The organism is Thermicanus aegyptius DSM 12793, assembly GCF_000510645.1.
Classification (GTDB): Bacteria; Bacillota; Bacilli; order Thermicanales; family Thermicanaceae; genus Thermicanus; species Thermicanus aegyptius.
Genome location: NZ_KI783301.1, coordinates 2,653,179 through 2,668,196, shown reverse-complemented (window position 1 = coordinate 2,668,196; position 15,018 = coordinate 2,653,179). Strand labels below are relative to the sequence as shown.

At 53.4% G+C, this 15,018-nt stretch carries 15 protein-coding genes; all 15 read left to right on the top strand.

The genetic code is table 11. The features are described from left to right. The first annotated feature begins 12 nt into the window (after window positions 1-12). The 15 genes from THEAE_RS0114115 (at window position 13) to THEAE_RS21090 (ending at window position 14,854) form a co-directional block, all read left to right on the top strand. Window positions 13-735 (top strand): hypothetical protein, encoded by a 723-nt coding sequence (locus THEAE_RS0114115; protein ID WP_028987926.1) that lies wholly within the window; start codon window positions 13-15, stop codon window positions 733-735. Next, entirely contained in the window at window positions 725-1,567 is an 843-nt protein-coding gene (locus tag THEAE_RS0114110; protein ID WP_028987925.1) for a CpaE/TadZ family protein, read from the top strand. The genes THEAE_RS0114115 and THEAE_RS0114110 overlap by 11 nt, the downstream gene beginning before the upstream one ends. A 3-nt stretch (window positions 1,568-1,570) precedes the next feature. Next, complete coding sequence (locus THEAE_RS0114105; protein ID WP_028987924.1) at window positions 1,571-3,451, top strand: Flp pilus assembly complex ATPase component TadA; 1,881 nt, start codon at window positions 1,571-1,573, stop codon at window positions 3,449-3,451. After that, window positions 3,441-5,516, top strand: coding sequence for a hypothetical protein (locus THEAE_RS0114100; RefSeq protein ID WP_028987923.1), 2,076 nt, complete (start codon window positions 3,441-3,443; stop codon window positions 5,514-5,516). Before THEAE_RS0114105 ends, THEAE_RS0114100 begins: the two co-directional genes overlap by 11 nt. A gap of 86 nt (window positions 5,517-5,602) precedes the next feature. Further along, window positions 5,603-6,082, top strand: a complete 480-nt coding sequence (locus tag THEAE_RS0114095; RefSeq protein ID WP_028987922.1) for a hypothetical protein — start codon at window positions 5,603-5,605, stop codon at window positions 6,080-6,082. Window positions 6,083-6,084: 2 nt separating this feature from the next. After that, window positions 6,085-6,537, top strand: coding sequence for a hypothetical protein (locus tag THEAE_RS0114090; RefSeq protein WP_245605567.1), 453 nt, complete (start codon window positions 6,085-6,087; stop codon window positions 6,535-6,537). Window positions 6,538-6,552: 15 nt separating this feature from the next. Beyond that, window positions 6,553-7,101, top strand: a complete 549-nt coding sequence (locus THEAE_RS0114085; RefSeq protein WP_028987920.1) for a hypothetical protein — start codon at window positions 6,553-6,555, stop codon at window positions 7,099-7,101. Continuing rightward, entirely contained in the window at window positions 7,088-8,071 is a 984-nt protein-coding gene (locus tag THEAE_RS0114080; RefSeq protein WP_028987919.1) for a hypothetical protein, read from the top strand. The genes THEAE_RS0114085 and THEAE_RS0114080 overlap by 14 nt, the downstream gene beginning before the upstream one ends. A gap of 80 nt (window positions 8,072-8,151) precedes the next feature. Then, window positions 8,152-8,514 carry a hypothetical protein gene (locus THEAE_RS0114075; RefSeq protein ID WP_028987918.1) on the top strand — a complete coding sequence of 121 codons (363 nt, stop codon included), beginning with the start codon at window positions 8,152-8,154 and terminating at the stop codon, window positions 8,512-8,514. A gap of 231 nt (window positions 8,515-8,745) precedes the next feature. Next, on the top strand, window positions 8,746-9,858 hold the full coding sequence (locus tag THEAE_RS0114070) for a copper amine oxidase N-terminal domain-containing protein (protein ID WP_028987917.1): 1,113 nt from the start codon (window positions 8,746-8,748) through the stop codon (window positions 9,856-9,858). 17 nt (window positions 9,859-9,875) lie between these two features. Beyond that, window positions 9,876-13,181: a DUF5704 domain-containing protein gene (locus THEAE_RS0114065; protein ID WP_245605566.1), complete on the top strand. Its 3,306-nt coding sequence runs from the start codon at window positions 9,876-9,878 to the stop codon at window positions 13,179-13,181. A gap of 253 nt (window positions 13,182-13,434) precedes the next feature. Beyond that, entirely contained in the window at window positions 13,435-13,839 is a 405-nt protein-coding gene (locus THEAE_RS0114060; RefSeq protein ID WP_028987915.1) for a DUF4259 domain-containing protein, read from the top strand. A 33-nt stretch (window positions 13,840-13,872) separates the two neighbouring features. Next, a complete protein-coding gene (locus THEAE_RS0114055) occupies window positions 13,873-14,190 on the top strand; it encodes a DUF7678 domain-containing protein (protein ID WP_028987914.1) in 318 nt (105 codons plus the stop codon). 110 nt (window positions 14,191-14,300) lie between these two features. After that, window positions 14,301-14,525, top strand: a complete 225-nt coding sequence (locus THEAE_RS0114050; RefSeq protein ID WP_028987913.1) for a hypothetical protein — start codon at window positions 14,301-14,303, stop codon at window positions 14,523-14,525. Then, window positions 14,522-14,854, top strand: a complete 333-nt coding sequence (locus tag THEAE_RS21090) for a PIN domain-containing protein (protein WP_169729995.1) — start codon at window positions 14,522-14,524, stop codon at window positions 14,852-14,854. Before THEAE_RS0114050 ends, THEAE_RS21090 begins: the two co-directional genes overlap by 4 nt. Window positions 14,855-15,018: the final 164 nt, after the last annotated feature.

Here is a 15,018-nt window from a genome sequence, read left to right as displayed (position 1 = left end):
AGGGAGGGCATTATGAAAAAGATCGCTTTTCTCGGTGCGACGGACAAAAGCCACTTGCTTCTAGCGCTGGGCAAATTGCTGGCGGCGGCGGGGCAACGCGTACTGCTGGTCGATTCGTCGATGGCGCAAACGGTGCTGGGATATTTGCCGCGGACTGACGACCGTCCGGGAGCTTTTGTGACGGAGTTTGAAGGCTTTGACGTGGCTGTCGGATTTTTGACATATGGGCAGTTGGATCGGCACGTGAACCAAACGGAAGGCGGATGGCCGCATTACGACGTGTTGCTTTTGGATACGGATCATTCCGAATTTGTCGGGCGGCATTTGCCAGCTTTCGATCACTATGTCTGGTGCGGCGGCTTTGAGAAGTTGACCTTGCAAAAAAACGCGGACCTGATGCGGCGGCTCGGTTTGGACAAGGCAAGCGAACAGCCGCTTGTGTGTTTCAAAATGTGGTGCCCGTTTGTGGAAAGCACGATCCCCGAAGCGTATTTTGATTCCTTTTATTCAGGTTTCCACATCCGGTGGGAGGAACCGGTATTCCGGATTCCGCTTTCGGATCAGGATCTTTCGGTGATGATCGGCAATCAACACCAGGAACGCGTGAGCGTAAAAGGACTGTCCGGAACGTATGCCAAAAACGTGCAATGGCTGGCCCAAGTGCTGTTCGGGCTGGACGGCCGGACGGTGAAAAGAGCGTGGAAACGGATGAGGAGGGATCGGCGTGGGGCTTAGTGTTGTGTTCTGGAGCCCGGTGCCGGGCCAAACCGGGACCACGTCCAATCTCGTCGCCCTGTCGGCTTTGCTGGGTCTCGAATATTCGTCCTCCCTGCTTTTGTTCGGGCATTTGCAAAGCCGCCGCGCCAGTTTGGAACAGGCGCTGATCCGGCGGCGGACGCAAGAGGGAGACGAACTGGCCCATGCGGCAGACACCGGCATTGATGCGCTGGAACGGCTGCTGCGCAACCGGAAGCTTACGCCGGCCATGGTCCGGGACTACACCGTCCCGTTGCTCAAGGATCGGCTGGATCTGCTGCCGGGTTCGAACAAGCCGGACAAAGTGTTTGTGCCCGGCATGAAAGACGTGCTTCCGCTTCTGCTGGAAACGGCGGGTTCAACCTATGACCTGGTTCTGATCGACGGGGGAAGCGGCACCGGTTCCGCCTGGACACAAACGTTGCTGCAACATGCGGACCTGGTCGTCGTGAATTTGAATCAGAACCGCTTGGTGTTGGATCGGTTCTTCGGGCATCAGGAAGCGGATGAACGGCCGGGCGGCAAAAAACGGATCCTGTTGCTCGGCCAGTACGATCGTTACTCTTCCTATACCGCGAAAAATATTGCGCGAAGGTACAGGGTGAAGGAGCCGCTCCTTCCGGTTCCGCACAATGCCGGCTGGATGGATGCGACGCGGGAGGGACGCGCGATCGATTTTTGTTTTCGCAACCGCAACGTTCCCCGCGATCACGAGAACCATTTTTTCGTGCAAAGTGTGCGTGCCGCGGCGAAGGCGGTCATCGAATGGGGCGGGTTGAACAAGCCGTTTTTTGGCGGGAAGGGGGAGTGACGCATGGCGCAGGTGCTGAACGGACTCCTAACGGTTCTGTTGCTTGCCCTTGCCGGCGCGTTGCTCTATTTCCGCATGAGCGAACGCAAACCGAAGAAACCGCCGGCGGAAGAGAGGATGTACACGATCGAAGCGATGACCGAGTACGTGAAACAGGCGCTGCATCACCTAACGACCAGCAACCTGTACGATCTCGGCCTGTCCGAAGAAGAACTGCGCCGCCGCAAAAACAAGCGGGCGGAACTGAAAAAGGCGCTTCGCGGATGCACCTCCGGCGATATACGGGACAAGGCGTACGTCAAACAGTTTGTGTTCGATCTGCTCCTGCAGACGTACAAGCTGGACGAATCCAACATCAACCGAATCATCCCGTTTGACGATCCGTACGAACTTTCGCCGCAGGACCAGTTCGAGATTTTACTGTACCAGTACAAAAAACGGTACGGGCCCGACGCGCTCGGCGAACTGATCCGCAAGTACGATCTGGACCGGCCGAAACGCCTGATCGAGGACGGGAAAACGGAATCGTACCGGATTACGGCGGAGGAAATTCACGAGATTTATAAAAAGGAAGCGCGACGCCTGCGGTTTGAGGACAAGCTGCACATTGTCGTTCAGCGGATCTACCAAAACTACAAGGGATTCGGCGTCGTGGACGAAATCCGGGACATGCGGATCGACGGCGTATCGGGCGGCGTTTCCGGTCTCCCTCCGGCCATCTGGGAAGGGGAATGGGAATTCGGGGCGGATTCGCTGCTCAGGGAAGTGCCGAAATCCCATGACAGCGTCTGGATTTTTTACAAAGGCAAGTCGATCCATCTCGCTTTCCTCTCGTTCGGGTCGGAGCGGGAATTAAAGCGGGTGTGCCAAAACATTTACAAGTTCAATTATCCCGGCCAGTTGTCCGAAGCCAACGGCTACAAAGTCAACGAAATGGCGGACGGCTCCCGCGTGGTGGTTCTGCGCCCCCGGTTCTCCGAATCGTGGGCGTTTTTTGTGCGCAAATTCGACGTGCAAAATGCGACTCTGGAGCAACTTATTCGGGACAAAAACTCCGAACTTCCCATCGGGCTCATTCCGTTTCTCGTCAAAGGCGCGCGGATTACGGCGATTACCGGCGCGCAGGGCAGCGGGAAAACGACGCTTCTCATGGCGATGGTGCGGTATATTCCCGCAACTTTCACGATCCGGGTGCAGGAAATGACCTTTGAACTGCATCTGCGGAAAATCTACAGGGACCGCAACATTTTGAGCTTGCGGGAAACGGAAACGATCTCCGGCCAGGAGGGCCTCGACATTCAGAAGAAGACCGACGGAACCGTCAACATTCTCGGCGAGGTGGCCACCGATCCGGTGGCGGCGTGGATGATTCAAATGTCGCAGGTCGCATCGCTCTTCACGCTGTTTACGCACCACGCGAAAACGTTCCGGGATCTGGTGTTCTCGCTCCGCAATTCCCTGCTCAAAACCGGCGTGTTCCACAACGAGAAGGTGGCGGAGCAGCAGGTGATCAGCGTCCTTCATTTCGACATCCATCTGAAAAAAGATTATAACGGTCACCGTTACATTGAACGCATCACGGAATGCGTTCCGTTGGATCAGGACGTGCCGTACCCCGCCGATTACCGGAACGCCCGGACGCTGGAGCAAAAACTGGAGCGGTTCATGGACACGGCCGCCGAGTATTTCCGCCGCAGCACGGACCGGGCGCTGTACGAAGCGCGGAACGTGATCGAGTACCGGGACGGCCGCTATGTGGCGGTTCATCCGATTTCCGAACGGACGGTGCGGGAAATGCTCGAGCAGATGTCCGAGACCGACCGCCAGGCGTTCCGGTCGTTTCTGGCCGCCCATTGGGGGGTGAAGGCGGAAGATGGAGCTTAAAACTTGGCTGACGTTCGCGTTCGGATTTTCCGTCGCGTTCTTTATGCTCGCCGCGCTTTTGTTTCAAATGGTGTCCCGAAAAAACACCGGCGCCGGATCGGTCCGGGAATACGAAGAGTTGCGGCTCCCGGACAAAGCGTCGCGCCGGCAGGCCGCGTACAGCTTTTTTCAGAAAATTTACGTCTGGTGCGCCAAGGTTCCGTTGCTGCGGATGTACTTGATGGGGATCCGCAGGCGGCTTGCGGTGCTGCATGTGGTTGACGAATGGAAACTGCGGCTGGAAACGGTCAAGCTGGCTCTCGCGGTGTGGGGGGTGTTGCTCGCGGCCGTTGTGCCGCTTCTGTGGATCACCGACGATGTGCTGATGCTGCTCCTGCTTGCGACCGGGATATGGGTCGGACACGGGGTGATGGCCGATGCGTTCGTTCACCGCCTGGAAAACCGCCAGCTTCATCAGCTTCGCCATTTTCTCACCGATGTGAGGCATCACTACCACCGTCACGGGATGGTCGAGGAAGCGATTTACGACGCGGCGGAAACCGCGCCGCACGAAATGGCGCTGCATGCGCGGGAAATTTACGAGGTGCTGACGTCCAGCAACCCGGAGGAAAGGCTGGAGCAATATTACGAGGCCGCGCCGAACCGCTTTTTGAAGGGACTGGCGGGCATTTCCCATCTGGTCAGGGAATACGGGGATAAAATGACGCAGCACGGGTCGGTGTACTTGAAAGCCCTCGGCCAGCTTACCGGCGAACTGAACCTGGCCATTTTGCGGCGGGAGAAACTGAGTTTCCTGTTGCAAGGTCTGACCGCCATCGCGCTGATTCCGCTTCTCTTCACGAAGCCGATCGAAAACTGGGCAAGAAGTTACTTTCCGGCGATGGACGCATTCTACGCCGGCAAACTCGGCTGGATGTCCAGAATCGTCGTTCTGCTGATTGTTCTCGGATCGTACGTCCTGCTGCGCCACATGCGGGAACTGGACCGGGAACAGCCGGCGGCGCGGAGGCGAAAACCATGGGAACAACGGGCGTATCAGGTTCCCTGGGTTCAATGGCTGGTCGATCGGATCATGCCCGGCCCCGGAAGTAAAGAGTACGCCCGCTGCACCATGCTGCTTAAGGAAACGAGCTCGCCGCTTCGTTTGGAGTGGTTTTATGTTCAGCGGGTGGCGGTGAGCGTCCTCGGATTTTTGTTGTCCATTGCGCTGTTTGTGACGCTTCATGCGGTGGCGACGCATCAGCTTCTGTATGCATGGGACAAGCCGGACACGATGTTCGGACGCCTTTCTCCGGAAGAGGCGAAAGCGGCCAGGGATGCGGCGGCACTGGACCGCAAAATTTTGGCGGACGTAAAGGAAGCGAAAAGCCGGATTTATGAAGCGGTCCTTTCCCGATTGCGGCAAGAACCGGAGTTTGCGCAGAACGAGCAGCAGCTTCATGCTGCCGCGCAGCGCATCCTGCGAAAGCTGGAGGCGCTGAATCAGGAATATCTGAAATGGTGGGAGGTGATGCTCAGCCTGCTGATCGGCTGGGGCGGCTATTTTGTCCCCGTGTGGATGCTTCTGTTCCGGAGACGGCTCAGACAAATGGAGATGAAACACGAAGTGGACCAGTTTCACGCCGTCATCGCCATGCTGTCGGAAATGGACCGCATCTCCGTGGAACAACTGCTGGAATGGATGGAACGGTTCGCTTTTATTTTTAAGGAACCGCTCCAGCAGTGCCTGTTGCATTACGAACATGGCGCGGAGCAAGCTTTGGAACGGCTGAAGGAAGAGGCGCCGTTTGCGCCCTTTGCCCGTATCGTGGACAGGCTGCAGTTGGCCGCGGAAAGCGTTCCGATCCGCAGGGCGTTCGACGATCTGGAATCGGAGCGGGAGTTTATGCGGGAGCAGCGCAAGCAGGATTATGAACGGTTGATCGAAACGAAAGCGGGTTGGGGGAAAATGATCGGTTTTGCGCCGATGGTGTCCCTCATTTTTTTGTACCTCGTTTTCCCGCTCGTGTACGTCAGCCTGAGTCAAATGTCGGTGTACTATGAACAAATTCACCGAATTCAATAGCGGGTCATTGCCCGAAGCCTTCATTCCGAAGGCTTTTTTCTTTTTCTTCAACATTCTGATCCATTCCAAAAGGAGTGAACGAAACGATGTCCAACGCCCAAAAAGCGCTGGTGATGGCAGCCGGCATTTTTCTCGCCATCGCCCTGATCACGATTGCGGTCGTCATGTTTATTTCCGCTCAGGAAGCGACGAAAGCGGCGCAAAACAATTTCTCCAACATTCAAACCGAACTTTCCCAAACGGCGTTTACGGTGTATGATAATACGCTTGTCTCCGGCAGTCAGGTGTTGAACGCCCTCCGCAAATTTTCCGATCAGGATCAATTCGGGATTCAGATCGTGACGGGAAAAAATCCGGCCGGGCAATGGTACGGCAAAGTGATTAATACCGGTGTGCCCGTAGACAGTGTCACGTATGGTTCCGTCATCGGCCCCGCACCTGGAACGATTGCAGACGCGATGGACGAAGCGGACATCAACTATGTGAATCCGAGCGGCAAGTTCCGGGCGCAGCTGGTGAGAGACCGGAGCAACGTGATTCGCGGCATTGTGTTTGTGCAACAGTAACGATGCATGTTGGATGGCGGGCTCCTCCTTATGGGGGAGCCCGGTTTTGCAAGGAGGAACAGACAATGGGACATTCCGTCCGAACGATGATCGAAATGAGCGCGGCTTGTCTGATGTTCGTGGCGGCCGTCACGGTGGGCCTGATGCTGTTTCAAAGCGGATCCGCCGCACTGAAGTGGACGTATGAGTCCAACCAAATGGCGGACCCCAATATTCATTCCACGTTGTCTCCGCTGGCGGGTGACGGCAGCGTGTCGGGCGCCGTAGTTTTGCAGTCCGTCGCGCAAATCCGGGACATCGGGGTGGAACTGGTTGTGAACGGCACGGTGTACCCGCCGGATCTGGAAAAGGAGGATGTCCGGTTGTCCGGCATCCAGGTGAACGGCAGGTACAAACCATTCTATCAACGGGGGCAGAACGGAGAATTGACGCGCGTGGTGTTTACCTCGATTTGAGAGGGGGAGGTGGGTGTGAACAGCATCTCAAAAGTGTTTGCCATCCTGATCGCGGTCCTTCTGTTGTACATTTTCCCGATCTCCGCCGCGTTTGACCATCAGGACGACGTATCGGAACTGGTCGCGCTGCGCGCGGTGACCGCGTTTGTCGACGCGGTCCGGGACAAGGGGTACATTTCTCCGGAGATGTACAACGACTTTGTGCAGACGCTAAGCGCCACAGGCAACACCTATGACATTCAAATGGAGCACGGTCACAAACGGTACGATCCGGTTTATGACGATCCGTTGCGGCCGGAGACGTTCCGTGGTGAATACGCGGTTCATTATGAGATGTTCTTTAACGCGCAAATTTTGCCGGTTTTGTTCCCCGACAATGCCGCGGGGAAAGACGACCGGTCGCGTCGCTACAGGCTGTCGGTGGGCGATACCTTTTATGTTTTGGTAAAAAACACGAACCGGACGAACGGAACGATTCTGCACGATTTCTTGAACAACGCCGGTAGTACCCATGTCAAAATCTTCATTACGTACGGGGGGATGGTCCGGAATGAAGATGATTAACTGGGCCATCGTCGGGGTGCTCATCCTGTTTCCCTTCTATATGGTGAATCAAACGGAAACTCAGATGCAGCGAAAAACGATGATCACCGAATTGCGGTACGACGCGGCACTTGACGCAGCAGTGGACGATGCGGCCAGGGCGCTGATCATGAACGTCGATCCGGGGCGGGAAGCGCAATACGATTCGCTGAAACGGGTCAGGGTGAACAAGGAAGAAGCGATTGACACGTTCTACCGGACGCTCTACATGAACTTCGGTATTGCCGACGATCCGGTTTCCCAAGGTGTGCTGAACCGTTATATTCCGGCCGTGGTTATCATCGGGTATGACGGTTTTTACGTCTATGCCGAAGAAGAGTTCACGAACGCGGAAGGCGAAACGGAGATGCGCTCCGTATGGGGACCGAAAAAACCGTACGCATATGCCGACGCGCGGGGGAACAGCCTGTCGTTTACGCTGGATGATTATGTGATCGCCTATGAGGCGGGCAGTCAGAGATGGGTTGAGGGCTTTCGAAGTGAAATCGCGGAGGATACCATCGTCCCTCTGCTGCGCGATCCGGACAAATTTGAACAGGTGCGGCGCAGCACCATCGTAAACGCAATCCAGAACGAACTGGCGTACCGGATCAACCGGCACAACGAATACGCCGCCCGTGTGGGAATTTCCTACACCTTTTCGCTTCCTGTGATATCTGGAGAGGATTGGAGCAACACGATCGACGACGTCGGCGTGATGGCTTTTCTGCAGGGAATCCCGGTCGGACAACGATTCTACAACAACTACGCGCTGGGCGGCAGCCGAGTGCTAAAGCAGCCGTTCATCGTCGGAGCGGTGAAAAACGGAATGAAGGTGTATTACCACAGCACCTGCTCGTTTCCATACCCCGTAGAGGAAACGTTCACCAGTGAAAAAGAAGCTGCGAAAAAGGGATACGTTCCTTTAAGTTGCCACAATATCGCTCGTTAAGAATTTGGAAAAGCCGACCGTTATGTTTTCCAGTCCATGTGCCGATATAGTAAATGAAGGAACATTCGGAGGTGTTGGTCGTGTCTTTTTCTGCAGTGGATGTGAACGGGAGATTTACTCCGGAATTTGCCGCGTACACAAAAGTTACGCTGGTCAATCGTTTTCAAACCTATGGCGCAGATATGGGAATCAGCAAGTACGGTAACCGCGACGGGATCACTTTTTCCGAATTTATGAAAGCCATTCAGAAGAATCGTGTGGTGAATCCCCAGTATGCCCGCGCCTTGCCGGAACATGAGGTTCGGAGTTCCCGGTTGAACGCGCAATGGAACGGCAATGTTCCATTTGAAAATCAAAAACTGGGCATGATCGAAAAAGCTTATGCGCTGGGGATGATTGGTCCGGACGGTGTTTTGCTCCCATCGTTTGAGGCCATTGCATGAGCACAAGATGTCAGGATCGAAAATGAACAAGCTGCAATCCCTACAAAAAGTTGAGGATTGTGGCTTTTTCGTTTATCAGCGTGTTTCCTGCCCCAAAACAACTACCGTTTCCGTTCGTTCCAGCAACGGTTGAAAGAGTGAGTGGACAGTTTCACGTAACAAGACTAAGATGGAGACACGAATGGACTTCCTTTTTTTCTCAGAATTCCAAACGGGAAGGAGTTGAGTTGATTGAGGAAGTGGTTGAGCCTAAGCTTGGCAATCCTGGTCTGTGTCAGTCTTTTCGCAAATCTCTCCTATGCCGCGGTGACGGCGCCGGCATTTGTCAGCGTCGTGATGGATGGCCGGAAAATCTGGTTTCCCGACGCCCAAGCGTTTGTTGACGAAAACGGACGCACGCTCGTACCGGTCCGCTTTGTCGCCGAAAACATGGGAGCGAAAGTGGGCTGGGAAGCGGATACGATGACGGTTCCGATTGAGCGGGGAGACAAGCGGATCCGCCTTACCGTCGGTGAAAACAAGGCCATCGTGAACGGTGCGGAAGTCCCCTTTGATACGAAAGCGATCATGAAGGGCGGGAGAACGTTCGTCCCGCTGCGGTTTGTCAGCGAAGTGCTGGGGGCGAAAGTCACTTGGGATAACCTCACGGCAACCGTGCACATATCGACGAAGGAGAACGATACGGCAAATTACGACGAATGGGGGCGGCTTGTACGCACAGCGAATTTGCCGAAAAACGCCAACGATTATCCTTATATTTTGGAAGACATACCGAATGAGATGTATGAATTTCAATATCCCCATTCGAGAAAAGGGCATACCCAAGTCTCCGTCGACATTTACAAGGAACAGATCTTTTCGACCGAAGATTTGAAAAAGATCATGCAGCGGGTGAAAAACGGTTTTGCCTTGAAATTAAATGTGGACTATGAAACCATTGATTCCGCTGTGTGGGCCGACGAATTGTTTCAGTACGAGAACCAAGCGTTCGGTAAAGTCCGGGTACAGCAAAACAAAGAGTACGCCGAATGGGTGAAGGAAAACAAAATAAAACTCGAGGGTTTTGTCGAGCCGGAGCCGAGCATGTTGTACAATTCGGGACTGGGAGGTTGGTACGTAAGAGCGAGGGTTCGTTTCAAGATCGACAACTATGCGGAGTACAAGAATATTTTTCACGACACATTCTTTAATCCGGATACCGACAAATTTGAAAAAGGAGATTGGTACGAGGGTTACGCCGATATTTGGCTGGGCACCAATCATTCCGGTAATTACGGCGATCATCTGGCCTTGTCGACGATGGCCAGCTTGTTTGACAACAGTATCATCCGAAAAATGGAGTGAAGTGCGGGATGAAATATATGGCGGTAAGAGTAAAGGGAATCGCTTCGATTCTCTTTTTTTTGTTTTTGCTGACTTCTTTCCTCCCGGGACTCGCAAGTGCGAACGAAGCGTATTTCGATGGAGGGAAGTTTACTTTTGTCACCCAGTCTAAGAAGGCCACTAGCAGCGTGAGGTATTTAACCGTCGGCTGGTATATTCACATGCATGACACTTGCACAACGGAAGATCATACCGGCGAATGCGATCCGACGTCACAAAAAGCGGGAGAACACTTTAAACTGGAAGGCGGCCATATTATCGACGAGCGGATCACGGACACGCAGGTTATCACGACATTTCAGTGGACGAAAGAGGAAGTGCTTGCGGCGATCGGCGAAGCCAAAGCCGAAAAAGCGATTAAACAAGGTATGACGCTGTACGCAAGCGCGATCATGGTGTCCGTCGATGGTCCGAGGGAAAACCCGCATGTAAGAAAAGGCCCTTTTCATACGTTGTCGGGCATTGTGAAGGCGGAAAATTGGGCAAAACCGTCCGATTTGCGGCAATATTTCGATGTGCAAATCGTGTTTGAGGGTGACCCGGAGGGTTATCCGGTGAACAAAATCCTGTACCTTTCGGACGGAACCAAAGTGGATGAAACCCTCGTCGGAAAGTTCCCCGCCGGCCACGAAATATTGGAGTCGTTTCCGGAAGAAGTGGAGTACCGACAACAAACTTACGAGATATACCTTTCGTACCTTTCACCTGTTCTCAGGCCGGAAGAACGGAATTTCGTACAGGAAAAAGATAAAGGGGACACCAAAGTTGTCACCCGGAACTTTACCGTCTACGTTGGCGGAACCAATATGGTCGCCATGTACAGGTTAAAGAACGACGTTTGCGAAAGTGATCCGAATGCCGACGGTTGTGGGCAGCCTCCCTGCGAAGACGGAAATTGCGGAGGAGGCGGCGGAGGACACGCCGTTTGCACCGGGCCTGTTAAAGGAACGGTGCAGAGCGCACAGGTTATGGACCCGGCGGCAACAGGCGTCATCCAAGCGGATCCGCGCGGCGCGGAGCGATTCGATGTGCTGAAGGGCATTCCGACTTCAGAGAGCCTGTATGTGAATGCATCATCCAAAGCCTATCTGTACAAAAACGAATTTGCCGAGATGTCCGGAACGTGCAAGTATCCGATCCGAGTTACGAAGACATACACGTTGAAATGGACGGAAAGGGTGCCCGGACCGCCCGATTCCGATGGAAACCCGACGACGATCACCGTTCCACGATCGGATACACAAACGGTAACTAAGAACTACACGATCGAACGGAGATACCGTTATTGGGTCATCGACAATCTTGAGGTGTATGGGATCCAAAAAGCCACCTTCAACAATTACGCTTTGCCATCGGGAACGGTCACGGTGCAGCCGACCGGATATTCGCCGCCGAGCGTTTCCGCGGCGCATACGGATGCATTGGAATCGCACATTACGCATCCCGTTTATTCCGATGTCACCCTTCCCGGACAAACCATTAACGGTGGTTCGAGCCGGCCGTCCGTACCCGATGAAGACTGGACGGGCGAAGCGGAAAAGGCGATCGGGAAAATCCGGGTCAAAAACGATTCGCTTGTGTTTAACGGCACAATGGTGATGGACAATCGGACGGTGGAAGAACAGGCTCCGGCTCCCGGACAAATTCCTTCGCCGCCCGTGATTGGTCCGGACGTGCTGTACGGAAAAGGTTATCTCATCGAACCGAGCAAGACAAACAAGGCCAACCAGCCGAGTTCCGGCACCATTGATTATTCGCTCGTCAAAGGAATCAACGGCGGGGAGAACCAATCTTTCCCGATTCACGGTCTCAATCCCGTCACCGTTCACACGCCGGTGGTGAACTACGCCACAGTCTCGGACGACAGAGCCCATAACCAAAAAACCACCCCGAGCGCGGGCCGTTCGGCACTTATTTTGGACAGGCCGTTTACCGTCACTATTCCGACCGAAGGCCAGCATCGGAACATCCCGGGTTACGGAGATCGCGACTATGCGAAGTATACCAAAGAAAAACAGGTATGGTTTCCGTTCGATGTGTACAGCGGCGACAAATCCAGATTTTATCCGAAAGAAACATGGATATCGATTCCGGTGTCGCAGGAAACCACAACGTTTTTCCTGCCGGTTTGGGTCGATGAAGGCAACTACGATGTGCTGTTCCGTACCTTCGCGGAAAACAGCCCGCAAACCGGGTTCGGAACCGAGATGAACGCCAATCTGAATGTGTCCAACCATGTGGCGACCCAGGTCGTCCCGGTGGAAGTGATCGGCCGGCTGTACGATTTCCGCATCACGGATATTGCGGACTACAACTGGGAGACGGTCTTCCGGACGCAAAAAGGCGGGGCCGCGCCGACAGGAAACGCGTATTGGGTGGGCACGAAAGACATCGACGGATCGCCGCGCGGCAACCAGCCGCCGTTTGTGTTGCCGGTCCGGCAGGGCAGCCACCCGGATCCGGGTAAGAAAAATGTGGCGGTGAAGACAGGATATCATGTGAAGTTTGAAGTGAAAACCAAAGGCAATATGTTCGGAGCGGGGGACGGCATCCGCATCACGCCGAAATTTTATTTCGTGGACAGACAGGGCAGGAACCGACAGGAAGTGGATTTATACTACCATTCCGGCAATAAGCGGTTTATCCGGATCGGATCCGCAGACGATGCGGAGCGGCGGTATATCGCTTTGGACGAGCGGCTGCGGAATGTACCCCGGCAAGAGCTGATCAACACCGCAAGCTCGCTCTGGAGTTTGACCGGCGCAGGCGGAAACAAGCAGGCGTATATCGACCAGTATCTGAAAAACACCAAAAAGTCCACGTACGTCGGCGGTTACGACATCATGCTGCTGCCGCCGCAATTGCGGACGTTCATCGGCAGCATGAATGTTCCTTCCGGAGTGGATGCGGCGAGGGCCAATGCGTCGGTTCAGCGGTGGTACGGGGAATACAGTCTGCCCGCTGCGGTGTATGTGGTGCCGAAAGGCACGAATCTGGCGGAGTATGGGCGCACGCATCGGCTGGACGATCAATCCCCCATTTTTCTGCGGGACGGGTATATCATTGTTAATTTCAACATCGAGACGATCCGGAATAAGGACCTGGATCACCCGCATTTGCAATACATTTACGGACCGCTGAACAACCAGTGGCAAATGGAGGGATTCAAGCGCAGTTTCACCGATCCATTTGGGGTGACGTTCCAACTGAAGGACGGGGATATCGTGTTTTACCACGCCAATCTTTCTTCGTATGACGACTTTGGAACGGGCGGAACCCATTAGTTCAGGTTTATTCGCGGCATGCAACGATGTGGAAACTCAGTTTGACCTGTTGGAGAAGGACTCTTGCATTTCCAAGGGTCCTTTTCCTGTTCTTGAGGTACGTAATTCTACGTCGGAAGATCATATTCTCACTGGACTTGCTTTTTCGGCAAAGTGGAGCAAAGCTGTGTCATGCGAAGGGAGGATCAGCGTGCGGCGATGACGTGGGATTACAATCCGAAAGCGATGTTGTCTACGGTGTGGTGCGATTGGCATGGGGGCATGGGGATACGGCATTTTCGACAACGATGATGTGTTGGACATTCGTGACCTTTTCCGGCAGTTGGTGCGCGAAGGACTGCCGATGAAGGAAGTTACGAAGCGGTGCGTTGAGGATTATCCCGATCCGATGAATGATGTTGCGGTTGTTCTGGCACTTGCCGCTCTGCAAATGGAACAGAAACAATTGCAGCCGGAAATCAAACGGCGGGCGTTGCAAATGATCGAAGAGAAAAAGGACATTGCGACTTGGAACGATCCGGAAAAAAGGAAGCAAGCGCTTGAAGCCTTCCGGCAGAAAACTGATCCGTTATTAGCATATTTGTCTGAATTCGAGCGTAAGGAAGCAGTTCAAAAAAAGACGGGAATCGCGGCCGGAGAGGTTTTCCAGATTGGATAACCGGCGGATTTTGCAATAAGGGAGGAACAAGCAATGTTTACGGAAAAAGGCAATTGGTTTATGGGCAAGCGTTATGTGGGAGAAGTCTACGGGTTTTATGTGGAGGCGCAGGTGTTTGGCGAACCGTCCATGTACGGCATAGCTGAGGGAAGAATTAGCCGTCTGCAGGTTTATCCCGACCGTTCGGCCGGCTTCGGCAGGTGTTTGGCCAATTACGACCGGGGATGGGACGGCGGGCCGCCGAAAGATCGGCGCATCCGCTCGGTCGTCGAAAAAACGGTCCGCCATTTTGACGGAAAAAGTGTCGATTGGTCGTTCGAAGAACGGCGTTATCAGGACAGTCGGGATTAGCGTAAAAACGGAAGCGGAAAGCATCCTTCTTGCTTTGACAATTCCATACAGTGAAGCAATAATATTTAGTAAAGCATTTAAGCAAAGGTCAAGGTTGGTGATAAAAAACAATGGCAAAAAAAATTGACAATTATACGATGGAGGCAATCAAACAGCTGCTTCAGCAGTATAACGTTAAGGAAGATGGGTGTATCGTCATCGATTTAAAAAACAACCTGATGACCGAATATGACGAAACAGGGATTTCGGACTTGATGGGCATTCGGGGAACCATTTCCGACGAACGGGCAAAGGAATGGTTAAAGGAAATTGAGGAATTGAGGGAAGGATGGTGAAAAAGGGGGTCATCCTCGATACGAACATTGCCATTGGTTTGTTGAATGATAACAAAACAGTGGTCGAAACGATCCAGGCACTTCAAAAAGACTTTTATGAGTTTTACTTTTCCGTGATCACCAAATGCGAATTAATCAGCGGCGCTAAAACCGATCTTGAAATGCAAGCCGTCAAAAGCATTGAGCACAGCCGATTTATTGATGTAAATCATGAAATTGCCACAATTGCCGGAGAAATCAGACTGGAGCAAAAAAATGAAGAGAATCGAGTTGTAAAAGCCCCCGATGCACTCATAATTGCAACCGCAATCTATAGAAAGAAAATATGATCTTTTCACATTGGACAAAGGCATGTGGTTTGCAGAAAAATACGGAATTCAATTAATAAAGGCAGCGGATTAACATTTCAGGAACACCTTGTAAAAACAACTTGCTTTATCGTCCGGGCAGAGTTACCATCGACACACCATTTTGAGAGAAAGGGGAGCAAGGT

Excerpts from the sequence above, each read along its gene's own strand:
- THEAE_RS0114095 (WP_028987922.1), top strand. The coding sequence starts at position 5,603 with ATGTCCAACGCCCAAAAAGCGCTGGTGATGGCAGCCGGCATTTTTCTC.
- THEAE_RS0114090 (WP_245605567.1), top strand. The coding sequence starts at position 6,085 with ATGCATGTTGGATGGCGGGCTCCTCCTTATGGGGGAGCCCGGTTTTGC.
- THEAE_RS0114100 (WP_028987923.1), top strand. The coding sequence starts at position 3,441 with ATGGAGCTTAAAACTTGGCTGACGTTCGCGTTCGGATTTTCCGTCGCG.
- THEAE_RS0114055 (WP_028987914.1), top strand. The coding sequence starts at position 13,873 with ATGTTTACGGAAAAAGGCAATTGGTTTATGGGCAAGCGTTATGTGGGA.
- THEAE_RS0114105 (WP_028987924.1), top strand. The coding sequence starts at position 1,571 with ATGGCGCAGGTGCTGAACGGACTCCTAACGGTTCTGTTGCTTGCCCTT.
- THEAE_RS0114115 (WP_028987926.1), top strand. The coding sequence starts at position 13 with ATGAAAAAGATCGCTTTTCTCGGTGCGACGGACAAAAGCCACTTGCTT.
- THEAE_RS0114060 (WP_028987915.1), top strand. The coding sequence starts at position 13,435 with ATGGGGGCATGGGGATACGGCATTTTCGACAACGATGATGTGTTGGAC.
- THEAE_RS0114065 (WP_245605566.1), top strand. The coding sequence starts at position 9,876 with ATGGCGGTAAGAGTAAAGGGAATCGCTTCGATTCTCTTTTTTTTGTTT.
- THEAE_RS0114080 (WP_028987919.1), top strand. The coding sequence starts at position 7,088 with ATGAAGATGATTAACTGGGCCATCGTCGGGGTGCTCATCCTGTTTCCC.
- THEAE_RS0114050 (WP_028987913.1), top strand. The coding sequence starts at position 14,301 with ATGGCAAAAAAAATTGACAATTATACGATGGAGGCAATCAAACAGCTG.